Source organism: Pseudomonas sp. B16120, assembly GCF_044218845.1.
Classification (GTDB): domain Bacteria; phylum Pseudomonadota; class Gammaproteobacteria; order Pseudomonadales; family Pseudomonadaceae; genus Aquipseudomonas; species Aquipseudomonas paracarnis.
The window spans coordinates 1,363,695-1,388,011 of sequence record NZ_CP162588.1; the positions used below are offsets into that span (position 1 = coordinate 1,363,695).

Genomic DNA, 24,317 nt, shown 5'->3' on the forward strand with positions numbered 1-24,317 from the left:
AAGGGCAATGGAACCATCCCGCTGATGGGCGCCGTGACTAACTATGTAGCGATGCGGCGCGGGCGGCGGCGCGTTGGTTCAGTTGCTTGTTCACGTCCAGCCACCCCGCGAGTGCCGCCATCAGCGCCGCCCCTGCCAGGGCCGTGGTCAGCTTGATCGCCAGGGAGTCGCCGGCCATGGCATTGAGCATATCGGCCAACGGTGCCAACACCACCCCCAGGCAAAACACTTCCAGTGAATAACGCCCCATCCGCGCCAGTTGTCGGGCCAGCCACTGTTGCGTCCAGCCGACATCGGGAAGGAGTTTGGCGGTGACGTAGGCCAAGGCCAGGAAGTGCAGCAGGCGCACGGGGGACAGGTCAGTCTTGCTGATGGGGTACAGCCATTCGCCAATCGCCCTCGGCATCCAGGCGTCGTGCACCTCGGGCCAGCGCCACGACAAGGTGATCACGCAGGTCACCAACACGTAGACCGCAGCGGCAACGAATAGCGGTTGGCGCAGCAGCGGGCGTGCATCGACCGGGCCTGGCGAACGCAAGGCCGACGCACCGCCGAGGATAAACAGGCATTGCCAGGTGACAGGGTTGAAGTACCACACGCCGCCGTTGCTGGCCGGCAGGTTCCAGCCTTGCCAAGGCGCCAGCAGATACACCGCTAACGATATCGCCACCATCAGCGTGGGCGCTCGCACCAGCAGCGGCAGGGTAATGGGCAGGCTCATCATCAGCACGATATACAGCGGCAATGGGTCGGTCAGGTTGGGTTTGAAGCGCAGCAACAGCTCATCGAGCAGGGCCTGCTGGGTGTGAGTGAGGAAATACTCGAGGCCCATCTCCTGCACCAGATCGCGGGTTTCGATATGGCTGTTGGCAAAAATCACGATGCCCATCAACAACGCCAACAGGAAAATATGCACCACGTAAAGCGTCCATACCCGGCGCAGGACCTTCACGCAGGCAAACACGTAGCCGTCGCGCAGCAGGATCTTGCCGTAGGCCAGCACCGCCGCGTAGCCGGCCAGGAACACGAAGATTTCGGCGGCGTCACTGAAGCCGAAATTCTGCACGGTGACATTGGCCAGGGGGTTGTGAGGCACGTGATCCCAGAAAATGAAGATCAACGCCAGGCCCCGAAAAAAATCGATGCGCGGGTCGCGTCCGTTCAGCATGGCAGCGGGCTCTTGAACAAGTAGTTGATTGACGATAGGTGAGCGTGGGCGTCGCCGCACGTAGGGCGGGCGCAGGTTGGCGGTATTTGTAAGCAATTGCAAAGGCTGGGTATTACTGAATGTCTCTAGAGATCAATGATCACCAGGGTGCCCTGGCTGCCTATGAGCACACCGTGGGCAGTGCCGGCTTCCACCAGGTACATCTGGCCGGCGTCCACCCTGATGGCTTGATCACCGATGCGCAGGTGCAAGTACCCGCTGATCACCAACAACCCTTCGTTGTAGTCGTGGGTCTCTTCCTCGTACGCCTGTTCATCCATGCGCAGTACTTTGATCCGCGCCGGGCCAACCTGGCCCAGACGTGTGGATGTCCAACTGTCGGGCAGTTGCGCGGCGATAGCGACGAAGTCCAATAACGGCATGTGAATCTCCTTGTTTCAACGATGCCGTCGGTGGTCCGGTTCAGCAGGCGGCGGGTCTTGTCAGAAAGCGTCCATCAACAAGACCCGGCATGGCTTGGCTTGATGCTCATTGATCTGGGGCACCAACCGGGTGAAGTGCTCGGTCTGGCAGTGCGCATCCAGCGCCGCTTGATCCGGCCATTGCTCGATAAAAATGAAGTGCCCGGGGTCTTTTTGATCGACAAACAAGTCGTAGGCAATGCACAGCGGTTCCTGGCGGGTTTTTTCCACCAGTTCGGCGTACCAGGGGCGCACGGTTTCCACATGTTCGGGCTTGATAAAGTCTTCGGCGATGACTTTCAACATGCTAGGTGTCCTTTAGGCTGCAGCAATTTCATGCGGCTCAAAACTGTCCGCCCGCGCCATCTGCCACATCCGCGAATAAAACTCGCCGTTCACTTCCCCGGTGAGCAATTCCCCAGGCTTCAGGAATACATGCAACTGCGAAAACAGTTTGATCTCGGTCGCCGACATGCGTCGCACCAAGTGCTTGGCCGACAACTGCGACGGGTGATCGAGCCCGGCGGCGGCGAGCATTTCGGCCAAAGCGTGCAGCGTGTTGCGGTGGAAGTTGAATACCCGCTGGGCCTTGTCCGGCACCACCAAGGCACGTTGACGCAGTGGGTCTTGCGTCGCCACGCCAGTCGGGCATTTGTTGGTGTGGCATGACTGCGACTGAATGCAGCCAATGGCGAACATGAAACCACGCGCCGAGTTGGCCCAGTCGGCGCCGATGGCCAGGACGCTGGCGATGTCGAACGCACTGACAATCTTGCCGCTGGCACCCAGCTTGATCTTGTCGCGCAGGTTCAGGCCCACCAGGGTGTTGTGCACGAACAGCAAGCCTTCACGCAGTGGCACGCCAATATGGTCGGTGAACTCCACGGGGGCGGCGCCGGTGCCCCCTTCCTTGCCGTCCACCACGATAAAATCCGGAAGGATGCCGGTTTCGAGCATGGCCTTGGCGATGCCCATGAATTCCCACGGGTGGCCCAGGCAGAACTTGAAGCCCACCGGTTTGCCGCCGGACAGTTCGCGCAATTGGGCGATGAATTGCATCAGCTCGATGGGCGTGGAGAACGCACTGTGGCGTGACGGTGATATGCAGTCTTCGCCCATCATGATGCCGCGCGTATCGGCGATTTCCTGGGTGACCTTGTGCTTGGGCAGGATCCCGCCATGGCCGGGCTTGGCACCTTGGCTCATCTTGATTTCGATCATGCGCACTTGCGGGTTCTGGGCCTGTACGGCGAAGCGTTCGGGGTCGAAACGGCCGTCGCTGGTGCGGCAACCGAAGTAACCGCTGCCCAGTTCCCAGGTCAGGTCGCCGCCGTTTTCTCGGTGATAGGGGCTGATGCTGCCTTCGCCGGTGTCATGGGCAAAGTTGCCGAGCTTGGCGCCGTGGTTGAGTGCCCGGATCGCGTTGGCGCTCAATGAGCCGAAACTCATGGCCGAGATGTTGAACACCGACGCCGAGTATGGCTGTGCACACTGCGGGCCGCCGACCATCACGCGAAAGCTGCTGGGGTCGCTCAGTGGCGCAGGGCGCATGGAGTGGCCGATAAATTCAAAGCCTGACTGGTACACGTCAATCAGGGTGCCGAAGGGTTTGTCCGCCGTTTCGTTCTTGGCGCGCGAATACACCAGCGAGCGCTGGGCGCGGGAGAAGGGCAGGGCGTCGCTGTCGGACTCCAGCAGGTACTGGCGGATTTCCGGGCGGATGGTTTCTACCAGGTAACGGATATTGCCCAGGATCGGATAGTTACGGCGCACCGCATGGGGGCTTTGCAGCAGGTCGACAATGCCGATCAGGCTGAGTACGCCGGTGACCAGCGTGATCGGCCACAGCCATTCATGTTCGATAAAGGGGAGGCTGGCGAGGGTGAAAATGACGCACACAGCAAAGAAGGCGTAGCGGCTTAACAAGGACAGGCTCATACGGTTTCCTTGGGTTCGGACTCTTCAGGTCGATCCGCCATTCTGCGCCTGTCAGGAAACCATAGACAACCTGTGGGAATATTCAGTTTGGCAACGCGGGTGGGACAGACTGGCCTGGGATAGACACCTGTCGGCGCTTGATTCGGTTCAACCCTTGTCAGCATTGATAGTTTCGGGCGGCTCTCAGCATCGGCTTACTAGACGCAACAAGCCTAACCTTATTGCAAAAGGTTCTCGTTTGGATGCTTGATGTTGTGTTACTGTATAACAAATCAACCGCACCCAGACGCCCCGGAGGCCTCATGAAAGCTGGTATCCACCCCGACTACCGCACCGTGCTGTTCCACGACACTGCCGCCGACGTGTTCTTCCTCATCGGTTCCACCGCCGACAGTGATCGCACCCATAAGCACAGCGACGGCAACACCTATCCCTACATCCCGCTGGACGTCTCCAGCGCCTCGCACCCGGTCTACACCGGTCAGCAGCGCAAGACCCAGGCCGAAGGCCGGATTGCCGGGTTCAACAAGCGTTTTGCATCGTTTGGGTCGAGCCCGAAAAAAGCTGACGCATGAGCATGATTCGGCGGCGTGCCCTACGCCGCCGTCTGCCGAATCGGCAGTACTACCCGAAACTTCGTACCCTTGCCTACCTCACTGCTGACGCTGATATCGCCACGGTGTTTCTTGACGATCCCGTAGGACAACGACAACCCCAACCCCGTCCCTTCGCCCACCGGCTTGGTGGTGAAGAACGGGTCGAAAATCTTCTGCACGGTCTCGGGGGCAATCCCACAGCCGTTGTCTGCGACTTCCAGCCACACGTTTTCGCCTTCCACTCCGTTGCTGATGGTAATGGTGCCGCGCTCAGGGCCCATGGCTTGTGCGGCGTTGATCACCAGGTTCATCACCACCTGGTTGAGTTGAGAGGCCAGGCATTCGATTTCCGGCAGCGGCGTGTAGTGCTTGACCACATCGGCCTTGTACTTGAGTTCGCTGGCGACGATGTTCAGCGTCGAATCGATGCCTTGCTGCAGGTTGGCGAATTGCCAGGTCTGGTCGTTATCCACCCGTGAGAAGTTCTTCAGGTCCTTGACGATTTGCACCACACGGCCGATGCCGTCCTTAGATTCGCGGATCAGGATCGGAATGTCGTCCTTGAGAAAATCCAGGTCCAGCTCGTTGCGCAATGCCGTGAGCGGTTCGCGATGTTCTGGCGCCCCGATGTGCGCTTCGCTGCGCTGGTAGGCATCGAGCATCTGTTGCAGCTGCTTGAAGTAGCTGTCGAGGGTGCTGAGGTTGGAGGAAATAAAGCCCACCGGGTTGTTGATCTCATGGGCGACACCGGCTGCGAGTTGCCCCAGTGAGGCGAGTTTTTCCGACTGCACCAGTTGGCTTTCCAGGAGCTTGCGCTCTTCAATTTCCAGTTGCAGCGCTTGGGTGCGTTCTTCCACCAACCGCTCCAGCTGCGAGGTTTGCAGGGATGCGCGGCGCGCCATGTCCCATTTGTTGGCCAGGGTGTTGGCCATTTGCTGGACTTCAATGTTGTCGAACGGCTTTTTCAGGATCAGCAGGCGGTCGTGGGCGTGCAGGCGAAACAACAGGTCATCCCAGGAATAGTCCGAGTAGGCGGTACACACCACCACTTGCAGGTCGGGGGCGACTTTCCACAGTTCTTCAATGGTCTTGGCGCCGTCCCAACCCTGGGGCATCCGCATGTCAACGAAGGCCAACGCATAGGGGCGCTCTTGCGCCATGGCGCTGGTCAGCAAGCCCAGGCCTTCTTCGCCGCCATAAGCGCCGTGCAGTTCGAATGCCTGGGTTTGAGGTTTGGCCGCGTCGCCAAACAGTGCCGACTCCATCTCATCCAGCGCTTCGGTTGAGGCTTCGTCGGGCATCAGGATCTTGCGAAAATCCTCATGGATGGACGGTGTGTCATCGATCAGCAGGATGCGCCGGTTGGGAGGTTGGTTCATGAGCTGCTTCCGGCAAGGGTCAGGGGGATGGTCAAGGTGAAGACGGCGCCAAGGCCCGGCCCGTCGCTGTGGGCGCTGAGCTGGCCGTTCATTTCCACTGCGGCCAGGGCGCAGCTGTGCAGGCCGAAGCCGTGGCCTTCCTTGCGGGTGGTAAAACCGTGGGTGAAGATGCGTGCCATGTTCTCGGGCGGTATGCCTTCGCCATCGTCCTTCACACTGATCTTCAGGGTCTCATCGCCTACCGATTCCACCGCCAGGGTGATTTGCCGTGGCCGCTCAGACAGTTTGTCCATGGCGTATTTGGCATTGCTGATCAGGTTGACCATGATCAGCAGTAACCGGTGCTTGTCCGCCAATATCTCCGGCACCGGGGCGTACGCCTTCACAACAGTGACATGGTGACGGCTCAGCGCGCCGGCGTTCATGCGCAGGGCGTCATCCATCAAGGCGCTGATATTGACCGGCTCCAGCAAGGTAGACGCACCCGCATAGGATTGCTGGGTCGAGACGATGTCCTTGATGTGGTCCACGCTTTTGCTCAACTGCGCCAGCTCATCGCTCATGCCTTGCTGTTCGGTGGCAATCGCTTCGACCAACTGGTTCAGATAGCCCGGCAGCAACTTGCCCTTTTCATCCTCGGTAAGGAAGGTACCCAGGTCGCCTTGGTGAGCGTTGATCAGTTGCATGGCCTTGCCCAGGCCGAGCGCCTTGCTGCTGCGCAACTTGCGGCTGACCAGGTCGGCGGAGATGTTCACACTGTTGAGCACGTTACCGACGTTGTGCAGCACGTTGGTGGCGATCTCCGCCATGCCGGCCTGGCGGGCGCTGTCCATCAGCTCGCTCTGGGCATCCTTGAGCTGTTGCGTGCGCCGCTCCACCCGTTGCTCCAGGGTTTCGTTGGCGGCCTGCAACGCGCGGTTGACGCGGTTGATCTCGGCGAAGCTGCGCAGCAGGCGCACCGCCAGATAAAGCAGTAACACCACCAGCAAGGTCGAGAAGATCAGCAGGTAGCGATGGTACTGATGATCGATGAGGTCAGTGGCCTGCTGGTCCTGATTGAGGTGAGTGGTCAGGTCATCGAGGTGTTCGGCCACCGGTACGGCGGCAATCCGCTCGAGCAGGCTGTTGACCAGTGGCTGTTCGCGCAGGATCAGCGAAATATGATTGCTGAGAATCTCCACCGGTGCCTGGAACTCGCTGGGCAGGCTCTGTTGGTTGATGGCCAGCTTGCCCAGGCCCACCAGGATATCGGCGGCACGTTCGTCGCTGGTGACTTGGGCGAACTCCAGGCTGCTGAGCAGCAGGTCGTAAGTGTCGGTGGCCACGCTTTGCAGTTGCAGGCGGCCTTCGTCGGTCATGCTGTTGAATTGGGCCTGGATGTCGTCTTCGGCCGTCGGCAAAAAAGCCAATGAGTTACGCAGCACTGCGTTGTGGGATTTGAACTGGTCGACGAGCCGGGCTTTTTCCTCGATGGCCGTCAGGTACGCCGCATGGCTGGCTTGCCAACCGGGCAGGTCGGCAGCGCTGTGGTAGGTGTCGCGGCTCTCCAGTTCAGCGCCGATGCGGGTCATTTCGGTCAGCGGTGTGACCAGTGGGTCGTAGTTGTGGGTGATCGCGATGCGGGCCTTGAGTACTTCGCTGTCCCACTGGGCATTGAGCTGCTGGAGTTGGCGGATCAAGTCGCGCGACTGGGTATAAGTGGCTGTCTGGTCGCGTGAAGACTTGAGGTACAAAAACACCAGGGTGGAGGCCAGGAGCAGGGTGATGAGGCCTAGCAGGATCTGACTGGTGCGTCGGCGTGACAAGGGTCTCATAACGGCTTGCCCGCCCATTCACCGGTCAGGGTCTTGAGAAACTGGATAATCAGGTCCTTGTCTTCCTGGGACGGGTTGCGCCCCAACTGGTACTTGAACATTACGTCAACCGCCTCTTCAAGGGTCTTGGCCGAGGCGTCGTGGAAGTACGGCGCCGTGACGGCCACATTGCGCAGGCTGGGCACCTTGAACACATGGCGGTCCTCTTCATCCTGGGTTAGCAGGTAGCGCCCCAGGTCTGATTCCAGCGGGTTGCCGCGGGCCTTGAAGTAGTCGCCCATCACGCCGAACTTCTGGAACATATTGCCGCCAATGTTCACGCCCTGGTGACAGGCGATGCAGCCGTAATCCTTGAAGCGTTGGTAGCCGTATTTTTCCTGGCGGGTCAGGATATCGGTGTTGCCCAGCACGTATTGGTCAAACCGCGAGTTGGGTGTCAGCAGCGTGCGCTCGTAGGTGGCCAGGGCATTTTGCACATTGGAAGCGGTGACGCCATCGGGATAGGCCTGTTCGAACGCGTTCTGGTAGGCGGGCAGGGCAGACAGGTTGCGCACCACGGTTTTCCAGTCGCTGCCCATTTCCACCGGGCTGATCACCACCTGCTCGACCTGGGCCTGCAACGTGTCCACCCGACCGTTCCAGAACTGTTTGAAGTTCAGGCTGGCGTTGAACACGGACGGAGTGTTGATCTGCACCGGTTTGCCGTCAAAGCCAATGGAGAATGGCTTGTTGTCGGCGCCGCCGCTGGTCAGTTGGTGACAGCTCGCGCAGGACAAGGTGTTGTTGACCGACAAACGCGGCTCGTTGAACAGTTGGCGACCCAATTCAACCTTGGCCGGGTCCAGTACTGGAACCGCCGGCAAGGGCTTGAGTGCTTCGTCCAGCGGCGCGGCTGACAGCGATGCGGTGCCCAGGCATAACGCGAACATCAGGCCGGAACGGTGGTTTACGACATTGCTCAAGCGAGCACTCCTTGCAGGCCCAGGGCTATTGATTTTATTGATCCGGCATCAGTGTCGCGCTATCCGTTTGCAGCAACTGCACGAAATCTTTCGAAGGCAGCGCCTTGCTGAACAGAAAACCCTGGCCCTCCTCACACTGCTGGGCTTTGAGGAAATTCAGTTGGTCGACGGTTTCCACGCCTTCGGCAATGATGTTCAGTTCCAGGCTCTTGCCCATGCCGATGATAGCGCTGATCAGTTGTTCGTCCTGGCTATTGATGCGCAGGCCGCGCACGAAGGATTGATCGATCTTCAGCACGTCGATGGGAAAGCGCCGCAGGTAGCTGAGGCTGGAGTAGCCAGTGCCGAAATCGTCCAGGGCCAGGCGGATGCCCATGGCCTTGATCTTTTGCAGGGTTTCCACGGTTTCGTCGACGTTCTGCATCAGCACGCTTTCGGTGATTTCCAGTTCCAGTTGGGTGGGCGGCAGGCCGGTGTCCTTGAGGATGGCGGCCAGGTTGTCGACGAAGTCCCGTTGGCGAAAGTCGATCGCCGAGATGTTCACCGACATGCGCAGGGGCGCCAGGCCCATCTCGCGCCAGGCTTGGGCCTGTGTACAGGCTTGGCGCAGTACCCACTGAGTCAGGCGTACGATCAGGCCGCTGTCTTCGGCGACCGGAATGAACTCCGCCGGGCTGACCCAACCCGACTGCGGTCGAAACCAGCGTGTCAGCGCTTCCGCACCGACGATGCGCCCGGTCTCCAGCGCCAGCTTGGGCTGGTAATGCAGCACAAACTCATCGCGGTCCAGCGCCTGGCGGATCGCGCTTTCCAGGTTTTGCTGGTGCTGGGCGCGCAGGTTCATGTCTTCGGTGTAAAAGCTGAGATCCCCCGGGCCGCGTTCTTTGCTGGTGCGCATCGCGGTTTCAGCGTGCTTGAGCAAACCCACGGCATTGTCGCTGTCATCGGGGTAAATACTGATGCCCAGGCTGGCGCTCACACTCAGGTCATGCCCCGCGACATGGCGAGTCGCGCTGACGGCATTGAGTACCTTTTGCGCAATGTGCTGGGTTTGCTGGGGGTGCTGGATATCGTTAAGCAGCACCACGAACTCATCGGAGCCATAACGAAACACCGAATCCGACGCCCGCACCGCCGCCACCAGGCTCAGGCTCACCTGCGCCAGCACCTCGTCGCCGGCCGGATAGCCCAGGGCGTTGTTGATGCGCTTGAAGCGGTCGAGCCCCAGAAACATCACCGCCAGTTGCGTGTCGTGCCTGCGGGCCAAGGCGATCGCCTGGGTCAGGCGGTCGCCCAGCAACGTGCTGTTGGGCAACTCCGTCAGGGCGTCGTATTGCAATAAGTGCGAGACCTTGAGCAGCTCCTGCACGCGTTCCTCGATGGTGCGCTCCAGGCTGATCACCTTGAGGGCCGCGTCCTGGGCCAGTTGCCATTTCCAGGTCAGGGCGCTGGCCATCTGGCGGATTTCCAGGTGGTCGAAGGGCTTTTTCAGGATCAGCAGTTGGTCGTTGTACTTCAGGCGCGCTTCGATGGCCTCGAAGGAATAGTCGGAATAGGCCGTGCAGAGCGCGATTTGCAGGTTGGGGTCCACCTCCCACAACTGTTCGATGGTGTGCAGGCCGTCCCAGCCAGGGGGCATGCGCATGTCGATAAACACCATGGCGTAGGGCGAGTGGGCGTCCAGGGCTTTCTTGACCAGCGCCAAGGCTTCCTGGCCCTGATAGGCCGAGTCCAGGTCAAACGCCTGGCGCACCGGCACCGTGGTGCCGAACAGGGCGGACTCCAGAGTGTCGAGGGAGGGCTCGCCGTACTCGTCGGCACAAAGGATCTTGCGGAAATCCTGGTGGATCGAAGCCGTGTCATCCACGATCAGGATGCGCCGGTTGGCCCGGCCCGATTCCGTCCTCATGGCGTACTCGGCACGTGCAAAAGGCTTGATGGCATGACAATTCCTTCCCTGGTTCTACAACTGAACGGGGCGCGAGCATGCAGTGCAGCATAGTTGAGTTCCCTTGATATCGACGGCCAGTTGGCGTCAAATCAATCGCGCTTTGTATTGCGCGGATTCAATTTAGCCTAACTTCGTTTAATTTGAAGGCAGAGTCGCCATGGATGAACAACTCGCTACGAAGTCCGTTGTTTTGCTGGTCGACGATGAAGAGTCGATCCTTAACAGCCTGCGCCGCCTGCTGCGCGGCCAGCCCTATGACGTGGTATTGGCCACCAGCGGCGCCCAGGCGCTGGAGATCATGGCGACCCGGCCTATCGATCTAGTGATGAGCGATGCGCGCATGCCCGGCATGGACGGCGCCACGCTGCTGGCCGAGGTCCACCGCCTGTATCCCGCCACCAGCCGCATCCTGCTCACCGGCTACGCCGACCTGACCACCATCATCAAGGCGATCAACGACGGGCAGATCCACCGCTACATCAGCAAACCCTGGAACGACGAGGAGTTGCAACTGGTGTTGCAGCAAACCCTCGAGCACCAACGGCTTGAACGCCTGGCCCGAGACCAGACCGAACAGCTCAAGCTGCTCAACGCCACCCTGGAAAAACGTGTGGCGGCGCGTACCGCCGAGTTGCAACAAACCGCCGACATGCTCGACCTGGCCTACGACGAGCTCAAGCGCAGCTACGTGACCGGCACCGAAGTGTTCTCGCTGCTGGCCAACCTGCGCTTGCCCAAGGACAAACAGACCAACCGTGCGTTGATCGAGTTGATCCGCGTGTATTGCGCCGCCCAGTCCATGGACGAATCCAGCACCCGTGACCTGACCATGGCCGCCGCGTTGTACAACATCGGCAAGTTGAGCTGGACCGACAGCATGATGGTTGCACCGTCGGACAAACTGCATAGCACCGACCGCGGTTTGTACCGTGAGTATCCGGGGCAGAGCGAGTCGTTGCTGATGACCCTGGAGCCGATGAAGGACGCGGCGCGGATCATTCGTCATCACCAGGAACGTTGGGACGGCACGGGGTTTCCCGACCACCTCAAGGGCGATACCATCCCGCCCGGTTCACGGCTGCTGAAGCTGGCGGTGGACTTTATCGAATTGCAGAAAGGCCTGATCCTGGAGCGACACCTCAACAGCGACGAAGCGCTGTTGTATATCCGCAAGTACGCCGGGCGCCTGTATGACCCGGCGTTGGTGGAAGATTTTGTGCAAGCCTGCGCCACCTTCCTCAGCGACGTGACCCTGGGCGACCCTACGGTCAAAGTCCTCACCACCCGTGAGCTTGAGGCCGGTATGGTGTTGGCCCGTAACCTCAACGCCGATAACGGCATGCTGTTGCTCAATGCCGGCAAAGTGCTGAACTTGCCGCTGGTGGACAAATTGATCGCGTTCGAAGCGATGGAAGGCGCCAAGTACAGCGTATTTATCAAACAGCCCGAAGAGACCTCGATTCTTTCATGAATGATTCAACCATCCGCATCGCCGCCGCCATCCTCATTGATCAAGCCGGCCAGACCCTGCTGGTGCGCAAGCGCGGCACCCAGGCGTTCATGCAACCTGGCGGCAAGATCGACACGGGCGAACAACCCGTCCAGGCGCTGGCCCGTGAGCTTTATGAAGAGTTGAACCTGCACATCAAGGTAGAGGACGCCACGTACCTGGGCCAATTCTCGGCGCCTGCCGCCAACGAACCGGGCTTCACCGTGCAGGCCGAGCTGTTCCAGGTGCAGATCGACGTTGCGGTGATGCCAGCGGCGGAAATTGAAGAAATCCGCTGGATCGACCCCTCGGGCGATGGCGGCCTGCAATTGGCGCCGTTGACCCGCGATACGATCCTGCCGCTCTACCGCGCGTCGCTGATCGACGCATGATCATTCGCGCGCTGGAGGCTAAAGACGCGCCTGCTTACCGGGCGTTGATGCTACAGGCGTATGGCGCTTATCCCCAGGCGTTCACCTCCAGCGTGGCCGAGCGTGCTCTGATGCCCCTGAACTGGTGGGAAAAACGCCTCGACAGCCCGCTGGACCGTCTGTTTGGCGCCTTCGACGGCGATCAGTTGGCGGGTATTGTCGGCCTTGCGTTCGAGCCACGGGAAAAGGCCCGGCACAAAGTGACCTTGTTCGGCATGTACGTGACCGAGGCTTATCAACAGCAGGGGCTGGGGCGGCAACTGGTGCAAGCGGCACTGGAAGAGGCCCGCCGCCACCCGCGCCTGAAGCTGATCCAACTGACGGTCACCGCCGGCAATGACGCCGCCTTTGCGCTCTACCAGCGCTGCGGTTTCATTCAGTACGGCCTGGAGCCACTGGCGGTGCGGGTAGGCGTCGAATACTTCGACAAGATCCACATGTGGCGTGAATTGCACGTTGACTGAAATTCACTGTGGGAGCTGGCTTGCCTGCATCGCTGGCAAGCCCTGATCCCGGTCAGTTAAGCGAACGCAATACTCAAAGCAACGAAGATCAAAATGTGGGAGCGGGCTTGCTCGCGAAAGCGCGATACCAGTTACTGGATACGTTGACTGACCCACCGCATTCGCGAGCAAGCCCGCTCCCACAGGGGGGGCTGCGTTTAACTGACCGGCATTACTCACACAAGGCCACACACTTGAAGCCCGTTCAACGCGCCGCGCTGACGCCATCCAAGGTGGAAAATGAGGTGTCCTTGGCCGTCAGCAAAAAGTCGCGCATGTAAGGCGCATCGAGCATGTCGGCACGAATGCCCGCATACAAGGTGGCGAACAAACCCTTCTCACCCAAACGCTTGGCCTTCACATACCCGCGCGAGCTGTATTCATGCAGCGCCCAGTGGGGCATGCCGCACACCCCACGGCCGCTGGCCACCAGTTGCATCATCATCACCGTCAGCTCCGAAGTCCGTACCTGGGCCGGTTCAACGTCGGCCGGTTCCAGGAAGCGGGTGAAGATGTCCAGGCGGTCACGTTCCACCGGGTAGGTGATCAGGGTTTCTGTCAGCAGGTCTTCCGGCACGATGTAGGACTTGTTCGCCAACGCGTGCTGGTTGGCCACCGCCAGCATGGCTTCGTAAGTGAACAGCGGCACGTAGGTGATGCCCGGCAGTTCCAGCGGGTCGGAGGTCACCACCAGGTCCAGGTCGCCACGGGCCAGGGCCGGCAGCGGCGCGAAGGCAAAGCCCGAGGCCAGGTCCAGCTCGACTTCCGGCCAGGCATCGCGGAACTGGTCGATGGTCGGCATCAGCCACTGGAAACAACTGTGGCATTCGATCGCCATGTGCAAGCGCCCGGCGGTGCCCCCGGCCAGCCGCGCAATATCGCGCTCGGCGCCGCGCAGCAAGGGCAGGGTGGCGTCGGCCAATTGCAGCAGGCGCAGGCCGGCACTGGTGAAGCGCACAGGCTTGGTCTTGCGCGCGAACAACTGCATGCCCAGGCGCTCTTCCAGCTCCTTGAACTGATGGGACAGGGCGGACTGGGTCAGGTGCAGGCGTTCGGCGGCCTCGACCAGGCTGTCAGCTTCGCGCAAGGCGTGAAGCGTCTTGAGGTGGCGAATTTCGAGCATGGCGGCCTTCATGAGTGCAATTTGCGTTCAATGATAATGCATTGAGCTTTGTTCATGTTGGCCGCAGCGTAACGGCGTCAACCCAATGGCAGGAAGTGGGTTTCGGCGATCGACTTGTCGATGTTGCCGCGCCAGATCCTGGTGTCGGCAAAGGCAGCGCCAGCACCCTCTTTGGCGGCTTGCCATTTCATCCCGAGATATTGCTGATGTTGCAGCTTTAAATGTGCTTTGCGAAAACTGTCGAATGCCGAGTTCGGCGCATCGTAATGAAAATGGGCGTACCAGATCGGTTTGTCGGTTTTCGCCTGCTTGCTCGCCTCGTATATTTCATATTCTTGCAGGTAGTCGTCTTGTCCATCGGGACGCTTTTCGCGCATTTTTTGCCGTGTGCCTTTCTTGCGGATTACCACGCGACCTTTGCCCATCAGGTAATCCAGGTAGCCCTCGGTAGGCGTACTGCTTTGCAGGCTGCGCGTGATACGCAACGCTTCACCGGACTTTTCAAGCGCACTGGCTCGAGTGTTCAGTTGTTCGATGATCGGGTTGTTTGCATCCAGGCTCTGCACTTTGCTGGCGCGGGCACGCAGATCGTTGGCCTCGGTCACCAGCATATGTTCAAGATTGATCGGTTCCATGGTTTTGTAGCTTCGCACCTTATTTTCAAAGGCATCCGCCGCCGCCAAGCGTGCACGGGCGTTGGCGAGCAAGGCGTTTACGTCGGTGGGGAGCTTCGGTGGGGCGGCAACCGTTCGGCTTTGGTTGGTGTTCAAGCGAAAGGTGTTGCTGTCGCCAATCTTGTCCCACACTTCAACAGTCGCCCCATCCGCATCGTTGATGATCAATTGCCTCGGCGACTGCTGGCCGGCCGGCTTCTCGATACCAATCAATAACTGACCCTCTTCAGTTTCAAACACCGTTTGGGTGGTGTTCGATGTTGACTGGGAAGCGGGCTTTTTTATCGTGCGCTGGGCTTTTCGTATCAGGCGGGCAAGATCCTTCTGCAGCAGCCCCAGAAAGCTTTGGTCGAAATGGCTGGGCGATTTTTCGTTCCAGGTTATCAAGTCAAGCGACAAGTCTTCATAGACCTTGATGCAGTTTTGCAGGACCCGGTTGCGTTCGACACGGCTGATGTTGGCATCGGGCAACGTCATGTGGCTGGTGACGGCACGATCGAACTTGCTTCTGGCTCGATGCACTGCGGCCTCCAGAAACAGCCAGTCAATGCTCAAGGTGTCTGGCCGCAGGCTGAGCGCTTGCATGAGATTGCTGCTTCTCGTGCTCGCCATGCGCAGGTCGGTAAACCTGTTTTTCCAGGCATCCAAGTAGGTGGAGACCTCCGTGCGCGTGTGCCTGACGGTGATGCGTTTGACCCACGTGCTCATGTCTTTCATCGAGGCCTCTATCCGGTTCAGCTCATCGAGCAAGTCCAGGCGACACTGTCTGATTTCCTGGGTCAGTGCTTGAAGAGCCCCTGGTGTGTGAGATGAGCGGTTCAGTTGGTGGTTGATCTCGATGATTCGATCGATAAGCACACCGGCCCGGTCTTTTGCATTCTGGATCAGGTGGTTCAGGCGGTCCGCTACGATGTGGGCTGTCCGGTTCAGTTCCTCGGAATAGTCGAGGTCGCGAATATGCACTTGACGCTGTTTAGCCGTTTCGAACGATGCATACAGGTGCTTGGCATCGTCGACGTCTTTGGTCAGCGCGATATCCAGGATTTTGCTGTCCGTTAATTTTTGTGGTGATACGTCTGACGGGGCCGGATAGTCACTGGCAAATTTCTTTAGCTTGCTGGTGGTCTCGCTGACCTGACCGTAACAGGCACGGGCCTGGTTTTGCAGGGATTGGCCGAGTTCGAGGCGCTGCATATTGACCTCAAGCGCGTCTGCAGGCAGTTGCCGAGCAACGGTTGCTGGCACGTTGGCCCGCGCCCGCGATGCGTCACGTCCTGTGCGCCTGCTGCCGCCGCCATAACCCGTGAGGTGGCCGCCATGCAGTGCCGAGTAAGTGTCCCACTGCAACGCGTGGTCCAGGGCAACGGCCGGTGAGTAATACTTGCCCTTGGCGACCAGACGCATCTCGTGAGCCGTTGGGTCAAACTTGACGTTGTAATAGCGCCCCTCACTGAGGATGAAATGCTCGCCAGAGGTGTGGCGCAGGGTATGGCGATAAGGCCCGGTATGTACCGGTTGCAGGCTGTCGATACTGAAGATATGCGGGTGTTCGTAACCGGCAAAACGCTGGCGTGCGGTTGTGCGCTGGTGTGTTTTGACAGAGCGCCAAAAGTTTGGGCGTCGCGGATGCTTGAGCTGGTGGGCGGCGCTCAATCGCCGGGCCGAACTGCCGCGTGAGCCGGGCACGGCCGCCAGCGCCAGGGTATCCATCGCCGCGTATACCAGGCACTCGAACACCGAGGCTAATTGTTCGATGCCATGCCCGCTGTCACCGCGCCTGAAGGCAGCTACGGCTTGGTACAGGCTGGTGGTGGCGTCTGCCAGGGACACTGCAGTGCCGATGAAGGGTACGAACGACAGAGCGATTTTGATGCCGTTGAACACCTTGCCGCTTTTGAGAGAATATTTTTCGTGGGCCAGGTCATCATTGGATCGCGCATCATTACGATGCGCTTCCAGCAAACGGCCCATCTGAGCATTCAACTGATGGGCGGCCAACGAAGTGGTGACTGGCCAGGGGAGTCCGGCCTGTATCATCGCGTCGTAGCCTTTACCGGTGGCATGGTCGATACGACCCAGGTGTGCTCGCACATCACCCTTGATTGCGCGACCCGCCACGTATAGCGCCATGCTGTCGAGACGGCAGAGTTCGAACAGGGCAATGCGCGCCTGCTCAAGATTGGCATAACGGCGCAGGTAGCGTTCGTCAGGCGCGTCCGGAAGGTAAAGCAAGGTGCTGCCCGAGTTTTGTTCCTCGATGAATGTGATGCCCGACAGGGTAATCTGGCTCTCCTGCCGGGTGTCCGCACCACCAACACTCAGATGAGCCGGCAGCAGACGGATGCGCTTCGCGCTGGCGTGCCAGGCGGCCTGGGTATCGGCGTCGATGGCAGTGTTCAACACCTGTACTTCGTCGGCGCTGATGTGGTTCTGCATGTGCGCCAATATGCCCTGCGTTTTGAGCATCAGGCGCAAAGGCTCCACCAGGCATTCGCGGCGGTAGAGTTTTTGATGGATGGATTCGCCCTGGGCGCCCTTGAACGCGTCGAGGATGCGGACTTCGTACTGTTTAGCCAGGTCAAGGCCGGTAACTAGATTCTTCAGGTAGCTTTTTGTGATGCCAGCCTTGAGGGTGTCACGCTCCTCGACATCGTCGGCTGTCACCTGGACAGTCACGAACCCCAGGCGCTGGCTCAGTTCGGCGTCGATGTTGCGTAGCGCCAGGTCGTCCAACGTCATCTGGCTGCGCCTGGCACTGGGTACATCAATGATTTTGACCGGAGTACCCGGTGCGGCGCCGGCAATGATGTCGCGTTTATGCTCCACCGAGTCAGGCAGTTCCAGTTGAAGAGTAAAGCCTTTGCGGATGGAAAAATCCTTGCGTATACGCGCATCGAGCTTGTGCCTGACGAACGCGTCACGCGGTGGCAGGGAGCGCTCCAGCAGCGTCTGGGCATTGTTCAGCGCCGGTATATAGGCGCGTAGCAGGGCCTTGAATGCCTCGCGTTTTTCAACGGGTTGAGTGATCAGCCATGACGGCAGTCGTTCGGCCAGCAGCCGCGCATTATGTTGTTCGACAAGTAGCAGAAACGCCGCCTCACGCGCCGAGTTTTCGGGCACCAACAAGCCAGGCAGCGTTTGCTCCACCCGTTGCTCCAGTTCACCGACGCGCTGTGACGCGTGTTCATCGGCTGACCACGTCTGGCGCACGCGGGCGGCCTGTTCTTCAAAGGCGGCCTGTTGACTGCTCAAGCTGTAGTCGAATGGGTCCTGGGTCAGTGTCGTGAATTGCAGCGCCAGTTGTTGATCCTCGGGCTGAATGCCAAATATCCCATCCTCCAGTGCCTGGCGCGACGAGAAACGCTGCAAACCACCGTCGCTGCCGGGCCAGTAAATGATATGCACGCCTTCACGTGTCCCGGCCGTGGATTCGTCCTGGGGTGGAAGGAAAACCAGTGGCCCGTTGAGTTCGGTGCGGGAAGGCGTTGGATTCCCGGCCTGAGTGACCGACAAGGTCAATGCGACGACATCCGGCGAGGGTGCGGCCAGGGCGTTTTCGATCAGTTGCAGTTCGTCCTCACTTAGTTGATCGAGGGTTCTCTGGATACGCGCTTCGGTCTTGACCCCCTGCAAACGTGCCTGGTACAGCGCGGTGTAGTGGGTGTTGAGCGTGTCGAAATCCAGGGGCGCTCGGTTGAGCATGGCCCGCGCCGCCGCTTCGGCAGCGTGTTGTAGCGCCTTGAGTGCGTCCAGTTGTTGCTTGAATGACTGCCAGCGCTCACTCGTTGGTGTGTCGTTGCCCAACAGGTTTTCCAGGGCGCGCCGTTGGTGCTCGATCAAAGCTTTGCGTTGGCGGGTATCGACACCGTTATGCAGCCGGCCGAATTGGGGAACGGGTGGGGTGCTAGTGGTGTCGACGGCCGATTCCGGGTGTTCAGGCTCCGAGGCAAACAGACAGCGGGTTTTACGCATGTCATCAAGCCGGTCGACGTGCTGGAGGGCCAAGTAAGCGTTGTGGATCTGTACGTTCGCAAGAGGACTCAGCGCGTCCTGATATTGCGCCTCGGTCAATTGCTTCAGCCAAAGGGTGATGCCCGTTTCCAGCGGGTTGTGGCTGGCCTTATAGTCGATCCTTGCCAAAGGATCGACCTCGGTGATGCCGAACAGCGCTTGCTGTCGGTCGAGCAGCCAGCGTTCCAGGTCTTCGCGTCTGCTCAATACCTTCCATGTCGGAACCTGAGTGGGCAGGTACAGCAGTTGACTGGCCGGCGTTTCCGTATCGAGGCTCAATACCCAGGCACCAGGCAGGGCGATGGCTGGGGCGTCGTGGGGCTTGAGAAATAGGTGTTCGGTGTAGCGGCGAGGTGTCTGCGCTGTAGCAGACTGCGAATGGAGCAGTGAAAACACGGGATCGAGGACTTCGGCATGCACCTTCCCCGAGGCGAGTGACCGCTCAGCGCTGGCTTCAATGTGAATCCGGTACAGCTCCAGCACCCGCTTGTAGCAAGTTACCGGCGAGCGGGGCGCTCGCTCTGTACGCCAGTAGCGCAGCCAGTGGTCATCCAGGCTTTGTTCCAGGTCCAGGCCCTTGAGCTCGTCGAGCAGCATCGCCGCGGTGTAGCGCGACAACGCGTGGGCCTGCGGCAGGTTGAGCACACGTGCGTCTGGCACCTGCGCTGTATCAAGGGCCGGATGCTGTTGCATATAGAGGCAGGCATCTGTCAGGACAATGCGGCTGCGCCCACGTCGCTCGGTGGCGGGAAACTCCAGTGCCACGCGCTCGCCGTCCAATTGAAGCTGCGCTTGGAGCATCCGATTGATGGTGTCGCGCACCGTCGGGATACCCTCCATTAGCACGAGCAGCTCGGCGCGGCAGTTCTGCAAGCGTTGCGTGGCATCGGCGAGCAGGTGTTCGTCGATGGCCGGTTGCATCAGTGGGTGTGTCGCAGGAGGTAGGGCAATGGAAGAAGGCATGGGGCGGATTCGCTCTATCTAAAAGGCCAAAGCCCTATTAGAGATCGACATGCCAAGTGGGCTGCGGCACATAGCTATCGACATGACCGCTGGGCACTCTTCATCAAACTGTCATCGAACTGTGGCAGCGCGCTTGAACAAACTTCATCAGACTCGCGCTCTACTGGGGTTCTGCGTTTTGGTGTTTTTCATGCGTGCGTTGTTTTTAGTGGCCGCTCTCCTGTTCGGCCTGCCGTCTTTTGCGGCTTCTCGGTGTGATGTCAATGTCCCGACCCAAACGGTCGACCTGGCTCAGGTGAGCATCGCCTATCAAAGTATCGGCCGTGCGTCCGACCCTGCGTTGCTGCTGGTGATGGGGCTGGGCGGGCAGTTGATTCACTGGCCGGATGAAGTGGTGGTGGCCCTGTGCGAACAAGGCTTTCGGGTGATTCGCTACGACAACCGCGACGTCGGCCTGTCCACCTGGCGGCAGGCGCCGGCGAGCGCCAACCTGACCTTCGAAGTGCTGCGCTACAAGCTCGGTTTGCCGGTGGCGGCACCCTATACGTTGACCGACATGGCCGACGACGCGCTGGGCTTGATGGATGCATTGCAGGTGCAGCAATTCCATGTCCTTGGCGCAAGCATGGGCGGCATGATCGCTCAACACCTGGCGGCCATGGCGCCACAGCGTGTGGAAAGCCTGACCCTGATCATGACCAGCTCCGGCGCCGAGGGCCTGCCCGCACCGAACGCAGCCCTGGTGCAATTGCTGTCGCGGCGCAGCGCGCCCAATCGTGAGGTGGCGCTGGAGCAACAGGCAGACTTGCTCGCGGCGTTGGGCAGCCCGGATATCAAGGACGATCGCCAGGCGTTGCTGCACCAGGCGGCGCTGTCCTATGACCGCGCCTTCAACCCCGAAGGCGTGAAGCGCCAGATCATGGCGATCCTGGCCGAGCCGAGCCGTGTGCCCTTGCTCAACCAGCTGCGGGTGCCGACCCTGGTCGTACACGGCACCGCCGACCCGTTGTTGCCGGTAATGCACGGCGTGCATCTGGCCGCGCATATCCAGGGCAGCCAGTTGAAATTGATTCCCGGCCTGGCCCACCGTTTTCAGGAAGCGTTCAAGGCGCCCTTGCTGGCGGCGGTGTTGCCCTACCTGCAAGCCCATCGCCAGGATGCCGCGCACTGGGCGCAGATCGATTTGAGCGAGCCTTCGAAGGTGCTGTGAAGGTGGTGTATCGTGCAACCTTTATGTATGCGCATGACTGCACGCGAGGTTGCCCACCATGAGTACTCCCCTGAAAATCGATTTCGTCAGCGACGTATCCTGCCCCTGGTGCATCATCGGCCTGCGCGGCCTGACCGCAGCCCTCGACCAGCTCGGCAGCGAAGTGCAGGCCGAGATTCATTTCCAGCCGTTCGAACTGAACCCGAACATGCCCGCCATCGGGCAGAACATCGTCGAGCACATCACCGAAAAGTACGGCTCCACGGCGCAAGAGTCCCAGGCTAATCGTGCGCGTATCCGCGACATGGGCGCCGCATTGGGCTTTGCGTTCCGCACCGACGGCCAGAGCCGTATCTACAACACCTTCGACGCGCACCGCCTGTTGCATTGGGCCGGGTTGGAAGGTTTGCAATACAACCTCAAGGAAGCGCTGTTCAAGGCGTATTTCAGCGACGGCCAGGATCCTTCCGACCACGCGACCCTGGCGATCATCGCCGAGAGCGTAGGGCTGGACATTGCGCGCGCCGCCGAGATTCTTGCCAGCGATGAATACGCCGCCGAAGTCCGCGAGCAGGAACAGCTGTGGGTTTCTCGTGGGGTGAGTTCGGTGCCGACCATTGTCTTCAATGACCAATATGCGGTGAGCGGTGGGCAACCGGCGGAAGCCTTCGTCGGCGCGATTCGCCAGATTATCAACGAATCGAAATCCTGAGGCCGAGCACGGAGCAAAATGTGGGAGCTGGCTTGCCTGCGATAGCGGACTGTCAGTTGCAAATGGGCTGGCTGACACACCGTTATCGCCGGCAAGCCAGCTCCCACACGTGATACTCATTGTTTGCAAACATGGCGCTCATCCGAGCGCTGGCCCATCCCTTGCATTACACCCCTAAAGCCCAACCGGCCTGCGGTTGGGCGCTGCCATTAGGGGTGAAACTTACCTTGAACATTCTAGACCTTGACCACAGCCTCACCGGCCAGGCACCGATTGCCCGGCGGTTGGCCAGCGGTCGGGCCACGCGCCTGGACCTGCTGGACCTGGGCCCGAAATTGCGTTTGTGGTCCACCGAAAAAACCTGGAAGCGTTTCGTCGAGCGCCTGGCCCAACGGCCACGGCCCCGTGACGCGCGCCCGGAAATCCTGTTTGTCGGTTCCGGCGATTATCACCACCTTACGCCGGCGTTTTTGGCCGATCTCAAAGAGCCCGTCAGCCTGATTCACTTTGACAACCACCCCGACTGGGTGCGCTTTGCGCCCAAGCGGCACTGCGGTTCGTGGGTCAACCGGGCGCTGAAGATGCCGGCGATCCAACGCATCGTCACCCTCGGCCCGTGCAGCGATGACCTGCATAACCCGCAACTGCGCGGCGGCAACCTTGGCGCCCTCAAGCGCGGGCGTTTGCAGTTGTTTCCCTGGCAGCATCCGCCGTCCAAGGTCTGGGGCCGGGTGGGGGACGGCGCCGGCCACCAGCAACAGGAAAACCACCTGCACTGGCGCAACCTGGCGGACCTGGATTGGGGGGCCTTCCTCGACCAGATGATTGTCAGCCTGCCCACCGAGGCGATCTGGATCACCATCGACAAAGATGTGCTGGCCAGTGAAGACGCCGCCACCAACTGGGACCAGGGCGGCATGCGCCTGACCCATTTGCTCCAGGCCCTGCGGGCGTTGGCGGCGGGTAAACGCATCATTGGCATCGACATCTGCGGTGAGTTCGCCACACCGGCGTTCAGCAACGCGTTCAAGCGCTGGGAAGCCAAGTCCGACCAGCCGCCACCGGAGCGCTGGAGCCCGCAAGACTTGCAGCGCAATGCTGCAACCAATGAAGCCTTGATCGACCTGTTTGAGGAGCTGTTCCCGTGACCCTGACCGTGGTGTTGTTACTGGCGTTTTCCATCGTCCTCGATGTGATTGGCCAGCTGTGTTTCAAATTGGGCGTGGACCGTTTGCCCCAACTCGATGGCGTTTTTCGCCTGCGTGCGTTCTGGGGCCAGGTGTTCAATGCGCCGCTGCTGTGGGCCGGCGTCGGCGCCTATGTGATTGAGTTTTTTGTGTGGCTCGAAGCGCTGTCCCGTGCGCCCTTGAGTCTGCTGTTTCCGCTGGCGGCGTTGGCCTATTGCCTGGTGGTGTTGGCGGGCAGGGTGGTGCTCAAGGAAACCGTCAGCGGACGTCGCTGGCTGGGCACATTGGTGATCACTTTGGGTGTGATGTTGGTAGCAATCGCGGGGAACCAGGCATGACAACGCAAACAATCAATACCGGCTGGCTGCATGGGCGGCTTGGCACCCTGGTGCTGTGGGCACTGCTGATCGCCACCGAAAGCGCCGGGCAGTTGTTCACCAAGGTGGCCGGCGATCAATTGGGGCAGATGGACTTCAGTTGGCAATGGCTGGCGGACGTGGCGCGCAACCCGGGGATTCTGGCGGCGATTGCCAGCTATCTGGGTGCGTTTTTTGTGTGGATGCTGATCCTGCGGCGTAGCAGTTTGTCCCTGGCGTTTCCGCTGAGTTCGCTGGTGTTTGTGGCCGTATTGCTGGGGTCTTGGCTGGGGCTGGGCGAGCACATCAGCGTGCTGCATTGGGTGGGCGTGGTGGTGATTATCGGTGGTATCGCGCTGTTGGCTGAAGGCGAAGAACACTGAAGTTAGTGCTATGAAACACAGGCTCAATGTGGGAGCGGGCTTGCTCGCGAATGCGGTGGGTCAGTTAAGTAGCGGGTGACGGACACACTGCTTTCACGAGCAAGCCCGCTCCCACAATTTTGCTCCCGTGTAATTCAGTCGAAGGTGTAGCTGATCGCCGTCTGCACCTGGCCCTGATTCACATGGCCAGCCTCCTTGACGATGCTGCTCTTGGCCGCCGACCCCACCAGGTGTACCCAGCTGGCGCTGGTCAGCAGCGACCAATGGGGCGCCAGGGGGAAGGCGAAGCTTTGGCTCAGCGTCACATTCTGGAAGCCCCCGCTCGCGTTATAGGGCCGCAAGCCTGAAGCGACGGCTTCGTTGTTGTCCACGCCGAAGAAGGTATTGGTCTGGCGCGCATCGGCAAAGTGCGCAACCAGGCTATTGCTGCCGATAATCCCGCCACCCACGGGGTAACCCAGTTCGCCGCCGATTTTGCCCAGGGCGCCGCTCTGGGAATGCCCGCCGCCCACGGCCTGGCCCAATTGCGCATAGACCCGCCAGAAATTGGCCGGGGCGTATTGGACGAAGCCGCCCACCTCGGCCATGTCCGACACGTTGCGCAGGCCCTGCAATTCGCCGTTGGAAGTACGCCCCGGAAGGTAGTTGATATAGGGGCCAGCGGTCAGGCCGTGGGTATCCAGGGCGCTCCAGGTGAGGCCGTCATCGGTACTCAGGCTGACGTCGCCCCAATCCAGGTCCAGGTAAGGCACAGGCCGGGTTTCGTAGCGGCTGGCGCTGGGGTCGTGGGGCTGATAGCTGAGGCCCGCGCCCACGTCGCCTGTGATGCCTTCTGCCCACGCGGCACTGCAAAGGCCCCACCCTCCAAGTAAACCGGTGAATACAGCAGCAGCGAGCTTGGACATGGAGACGTTTCCTGAAGGTGGGCAGGCGCGCATGAACGCGCAAACCGACGCGCCTGCGCAAGCACTCATGTTGTTTGTAGCAAGCTACAAAAATTGTAGCT

The 24,317-nt window shown here is 60.2% G+C and carries 20 protein-coding genes; 9 read left to right on the plus strand and 11 right to left on the minus strand.

Annotation, left to right across the window (positions count from 1 at the left end; translation table 11 throughout):
- Window positions 1-37: 37 nt before the first annotated feature.
- From AB4P90_RS06475 to AB4P90_RS06490, 4 genes are all read right to left on the minus strand, one after another.
- Window positions 38-1,168 carry an OpgC family protein gene (locus AB4P90_RS06475; protein ID WP_014717104.1) on the minus strand — a complete coding sequence of 377 codons (1,131 nt, stop codon included), beginning with the start codon at window positions 1,166-1,168 and terminating at the stop codon, window positions 38-40.
- 125 nt (window positions 1,169-1,293) lie between these two features.
- Complete coding sequence (locus tag AB4P90_RS06480; RefSeq protein WP_014717105.1) at window positions 1,294-1,590, minus strand: cupin domain-containing protein; 297 nt, start codon at window positions 1,588-1,590, stop codon at window positions 1,294-1,296.
- 60 nt (window positions 1,591-1,650) lie between these two features.
- Window positions 1,651-1,935 (minus strand): putative quinol monooxygenase, encoded by a 285-nt coding sequence (locus tag AB4P90_RS06485; RefSeq protein ID WP_014717106.1) that lies wholly within the window; start codon window positions 1,933-1,935, stop codon window positions 1,651-1,653.
- 12 nt (window positions 1,936-1,947) lie between these two features.
- Window positions 1,948-3,567 carry an FMN-binding glutamate synthase family protein gene (locus AB4P90_RS06490; RefSeq protein WP_020301187.1) on the minus strand — a complete coding sequence of 540 codons (1,620 nt, stop codon included), beginning with the start codon at window positions 3,565-3,567 and terminating at the stop codon, window positions 1,948-1,950.
- Between the two features lie 302 nt (window positions 3,568-3,869).
- On the opposite strand from AB4P90_RS06490, the gene AB4P90_RS06495 reads away from it, so the two are divergent.
- Entirely contained in the window at window positions 3,870-4,142 is a 273-nt protein-coding gene (locus tag AB4P90_RS06495; RefSeq protein WP_014717108.1) for a type B 50S ribosomal protein L31, read from the plus strand.
- A 20-nt stretch (window positions 4,143-4,162) separates the two neighbouring features.
- Here AB4P90_RS06495 and AB4P90_RS06500 read toward each other — a convergent pair whose 3' ends face one another.
- Genes AB4P90_RS06500 through AB4P90_RS06515 form a run of 4 tightly spaced genes read right to left on the minus strand, consistent with a single transcriptional unit; the run spans window position 4,163 to window position 10,227 of the window.
- Window positions 4,163-5,542 carry an ATP-binding protein gene (locus tag AB4P90_RS06500; protein ID WP_275967744.1) on the minus strand — a complete coding sequence of 460 codons (1,380 nt, stop codon included), beginning with the start codon at window positions 5,540-5,542 and terminating at the stop codon, window positions 4,163-4,165.
- The gene (locus AB4P90_RS06505) at window positions 5,539-7,356 is read right to left on the minus strand and encodes a DAHL domain-containing protein (RefSeq protein ID WP_060767101.1); all 1,818 of its coding nucleotides are present in this window, start codon (window positions 7,354-7,356) and stop codon (window positions 5,539-5,541) included. The genes AB4P90_RS06500 and AB4P90_RS06505 overlap by 4 nt, the downstream gene beginning before the upstream one ends.
- Window positions 7,353-8,318: a cytochrome-c peroxidase gene (locus AB4P90_RS06510; RefSeq protein ID WP_058410464.1), complete on the minus strand. Its 966-nt coding sequence runs from the start codon at window positions 8,316-8,318 to the stop codon at window positions 7,353-7,355. The genes AB4P90_RS06505 and AB4P90_RS06510 overlap by 4 nt, the downstream gene beginning before the upstream one ends.
- 34 nt (window positions 8,319-8,352) lie before the next feature.
- Window positions 8,353-10,227 carry a bifunctional diguanylate cyclase/phosphodiesterase gene (locus AB4P90_RS06515; protein WP_020301183.1) on the minus strand — a complete coding sequence of 625 codons (1,875 nt, stop codon included), beginning with the start codon at window positions 10,225-10,227 and terminating at the stop codon, window positions 8,353-8,355.
- Window positions 10,228-10,426: 199 nt separating this feature from the next.
- On the opposite strand from AB4P90_RS06515, the gene AB4P90_RS06520 reads away from it, so the two are divergent.
- The 3 genes from AB4P90_RS06520 to AB4P90_RS06530 are packed head-to-tail and all read left to right on the plus strand — an operon-like array spanning window position 10,427 to window position 12,653.
- On the plus strand, window positions 10,427-11,740 hold the full coding sequence (locus AB4P90_RS06520) for an HD domain-containing phosphohydrolase (RefSeq protein ID WP_014717113.1): 1,314 nt from the start codon (window positions 10,427-10,429) through the stop codon (window positions 11,738-11,740).
- A complete protein-coding gene (locus tag AB4P90_RS06525) occupies window positions 11,737-12,150 on the plus strand; it encodes an NUDIX domain-containing protein (RefSeq protein WP_103451499.1) in 414 nt (137 codons plus the stop codon). The genes AB4P90_RS06520 and AB4P90_RS06525 overlap by 4 nt, the downstream gene beginning before the upstream one ends.
- Window positions 12,147-12,653: a GNAT family N-acetyltransferase gene (locus AB4P90_RS06530; RefSeq protein ID WP_014717115.1), complete on the plus strand. Its 507-nt coding sequence runs from the start codon at window positions 12,147-12,149 to the stop codon at window positions 12,651-12,653. The genes AB4P90_RS06525 and AB4P90_RS06530 overlap by 4 nt, the downstream gene beginning before the upstream one ends.
- A gap of 244 nt (window positions 12,654-12,897) precedes the next feature.
- On the opposite strand, the gene metR is transcribed toward AB4P90_RS06530, so the two are convergent.
- Window positions 12,898-13,815 carry a transcriptional regulator MetR gene (gene metR, locus AB4P90_RS06535; protein ID WP_014717116.1) on the minus strand — a complete coding sequence of 306 codons (918 nt, stop codon included), beginning with the start codon at window positions 13,813-13,815 and terminating at the stop codon, window positions 12,898-12,900.
- A gap of 77 nt (window positions 13,816-13,892) precedes the next feature.
- Entirely contained in the window at window positions 13,893-19,463 is a 5,571-nt protein-coding gene (locus tag AB4P90_RS06540) for a dermonecrotic toxin domain-containing protein (RefSeq protein WP_395605758.1), read from the minus strand.
- A gap of 190 nt (window positions 19,464-19,653) precedes the next feature.
- Between AB4P90_RS06540 and AB4P90_RS06545 the strand changes: the two genes are divergently transcribed.
- The 5 genes from AB4P90_RS06545 (at window position 19,654) to AB4P90_RS06565 (ending at window position 23,311) form a co-directional block, all read left to right on the plus strand.
- Window positions 19,654-20,673, plus strand: coding sequence for an alpha/beta fold hydrolase (locus tag AB4P90_RS06545; RefSeq protein ID WP_019817689.1), 1,020 nt, complete (start codon window positions 19,654-19,656; stop codon window positions 20,671-20,673).
- Between the two features lie 58 nt (window positions 20,674-20,731).
- The gene (locus AB4P90_RS06550; RefSeq protein ID WP_058410460.1) at window positions 20,732-21,385 is read left to right on the plus strand and encodes a DsbA family oxidoreductase; all 654 of its coding nucleotides are present in this window, start codon (window positions 20,732-20,734) and stop codon (window positions 21,383-21,385) included.
- A 227-nt stretch (window positions 21,386-21,612) separates the two neighbouring features.
- On the plus strand, window positions 21,613-22,533 hold the full coding sequence (locus tag AB4P90_RS06555; RefSeq protein WP_395606086.1) for an arginase: 921 nt from the start codon (window positions 21,613-21,615) through the stop codon (window positions 22,531-22,533).
- Window positions 22,530-22,910 (plus strand): EamA family transporter, encoded by a 381-nt coding sequence (locus AB4P90_RS06560; RefSeq protein ID WP_102666047.1) that lies wholly within the window; start codon window positions 22,530-22,532, stop codon window positions 22,908-22,910. Before AB4P90_RS06555 ends, AB4P90_RS06560 begins: the two co-directional genes overlap by 4 nt.
- Window positions 22,907-23,311: an EamA family transporter gene (locus tag AB4P90_RS06565; RefSeq protein WP_395605759.1), complete on the plus strand. Its 405-nt coding sequence runs from the start codon at window positions 22,907-22,909 to the stop codon at window positions 23,309-23,311. Before AB4P90_RS06560 ends, AB4P90_RS06565 begins: the two co-directional genes overlap by 4 nt.
- 134 nt (window positions 23,312-23,445) lie before the next feature.
- Here the strand turns inward: AB4P90_RS06565 and AB4P90_RS06570 are convergent, their stop codons facing one another.
- Complete coding sequence (locus tag AB4P90_RS06570) at window positions 23,446-24,216, minus strand: MipA/OmpV family protein (RefSeq protein WP_020301179.1); 771 nt, start codon at window positions 24,214-24,216, stop codon at window positions 23,446-23,448.
- Between the last annotated feature and the right edge of the window lie 101 nt (window positions 24,217-24,317).

Coding starts and splice junctions, on each gene's coding strand:
- AB4P90_RS06475 (WP_014717104.1), bottom strand. CDS start 1,168: ATGCTGAACGGACGCGACCCGCGCATCGATTTTTTTCGGGGCCTGGCG.
- AB4P90_RS06480 (WP_014717105.1), bottom strand. CDS start 1,590: ATGCCGTTATTGGACTTCGTCGCTATCGCCGCGCAACTGCCCGACAGT.
- AB4P90_RS06485 (WP_014717106.1), bottom strand. CDS start 1,935: ATGTTGAAAGTCATCGCCGAAGACTTTATCAAGCCCGAACATGTGGAA.
- AB4P90_RS06490 (WP_020301187.1), bottom strand. CDS start 3,567: ATGAGCCTGTCCTTGTTAAGCCGCTACGCCTTCTTTGCTGTGTGCGTC.
- AB4P90_RS06495 (WP_014717108.1), top strand. CDS start 3,870: ATGAAAGCTGGTATCCACCCCGACTACCGCACCGTGCTGTTCCACGAC.
- AB4P90_RS06500 (WP_275967744.1), bottom strand. CDS start 5,542: ATGAACCAACCTCCCAACCGGCGCATCCTGCTGATCGATGACACACCG.
- AB4P90_RS06505 (WP_060767101.1), bottom strand. CDS start 7,356: ATGAGACCCTTGTCACGCCGACGCACCAGTCAGATCCTGCTAGGCCTC.
- AB4P90_RS06515 (WP_020301183.1), bottom strand. CDS start 10,227: ATGAGGACGGAATCGGGCCGGGCCAACCGGCGCATCCTGATCGTGGAT.
- AB4P90_RS06520 (WP_014717113.1), top strand. CDS start 10,427: ATGGATGAACAACTCGCTACGAAGTCCGTTGTTTTGCTGGTCGACGAT.
- AB4P90_RS06525 (WP_103451499.1), top strand. CDS start 11,737: ATGAATGATTCAACCATCCGCATCGCCGCCGCCATCCTCATTGATCAA.
- AB4P90_RS06530 (WP_014717115.1), top strand. CDS start 12,147: ATGATCATTCGCGCGCTGGAGGCTAAAGACGCGCCTGCTTACCGGGCG.
- metR (WP_014717116.1), bottom strand. CDS start 13,815: ATGCTCGAAATTCGCCACCTCAAGACGCTTCACGCCTTGCGCGAAGCT.
- AB4P90_RS06540 (WP_395605758.1), bottom strand. CDS start 19,463: ATGCCTTCTTCCATTGCCCTACCTCCTGCGACACACCCACTGATGCAA.
- AB4P90_RS06545 (WP_019817689.1), top strand. CDS start 19,654: ATGCGTGCGTTGTTTTTAGTGGCCGCTCTCCTGTTCGGCCTGCCGTCT.
- AB4P90_RS06550 (WP_058410460.1), top strand. CDS start 20,732: ATGAGTACTCCCCTGAAAATCGATTTCGTCAGCGACGTATCCTGCCCC.
- AB4P90_RS06565 (WP_395605759.1), top strand. CDS start 22,907: ATGACAACGCAAACAATCAATACCGGCTGGCTGCATGGGCGGCTTGGC.
- AB4P90_RS06570 (WP_020301179.1), bottom strand. CDS start 24,216: ATGTCCAAGCTCGCTGCTGCTGTATTCACCGGTTTACTTGGAGGGTGG.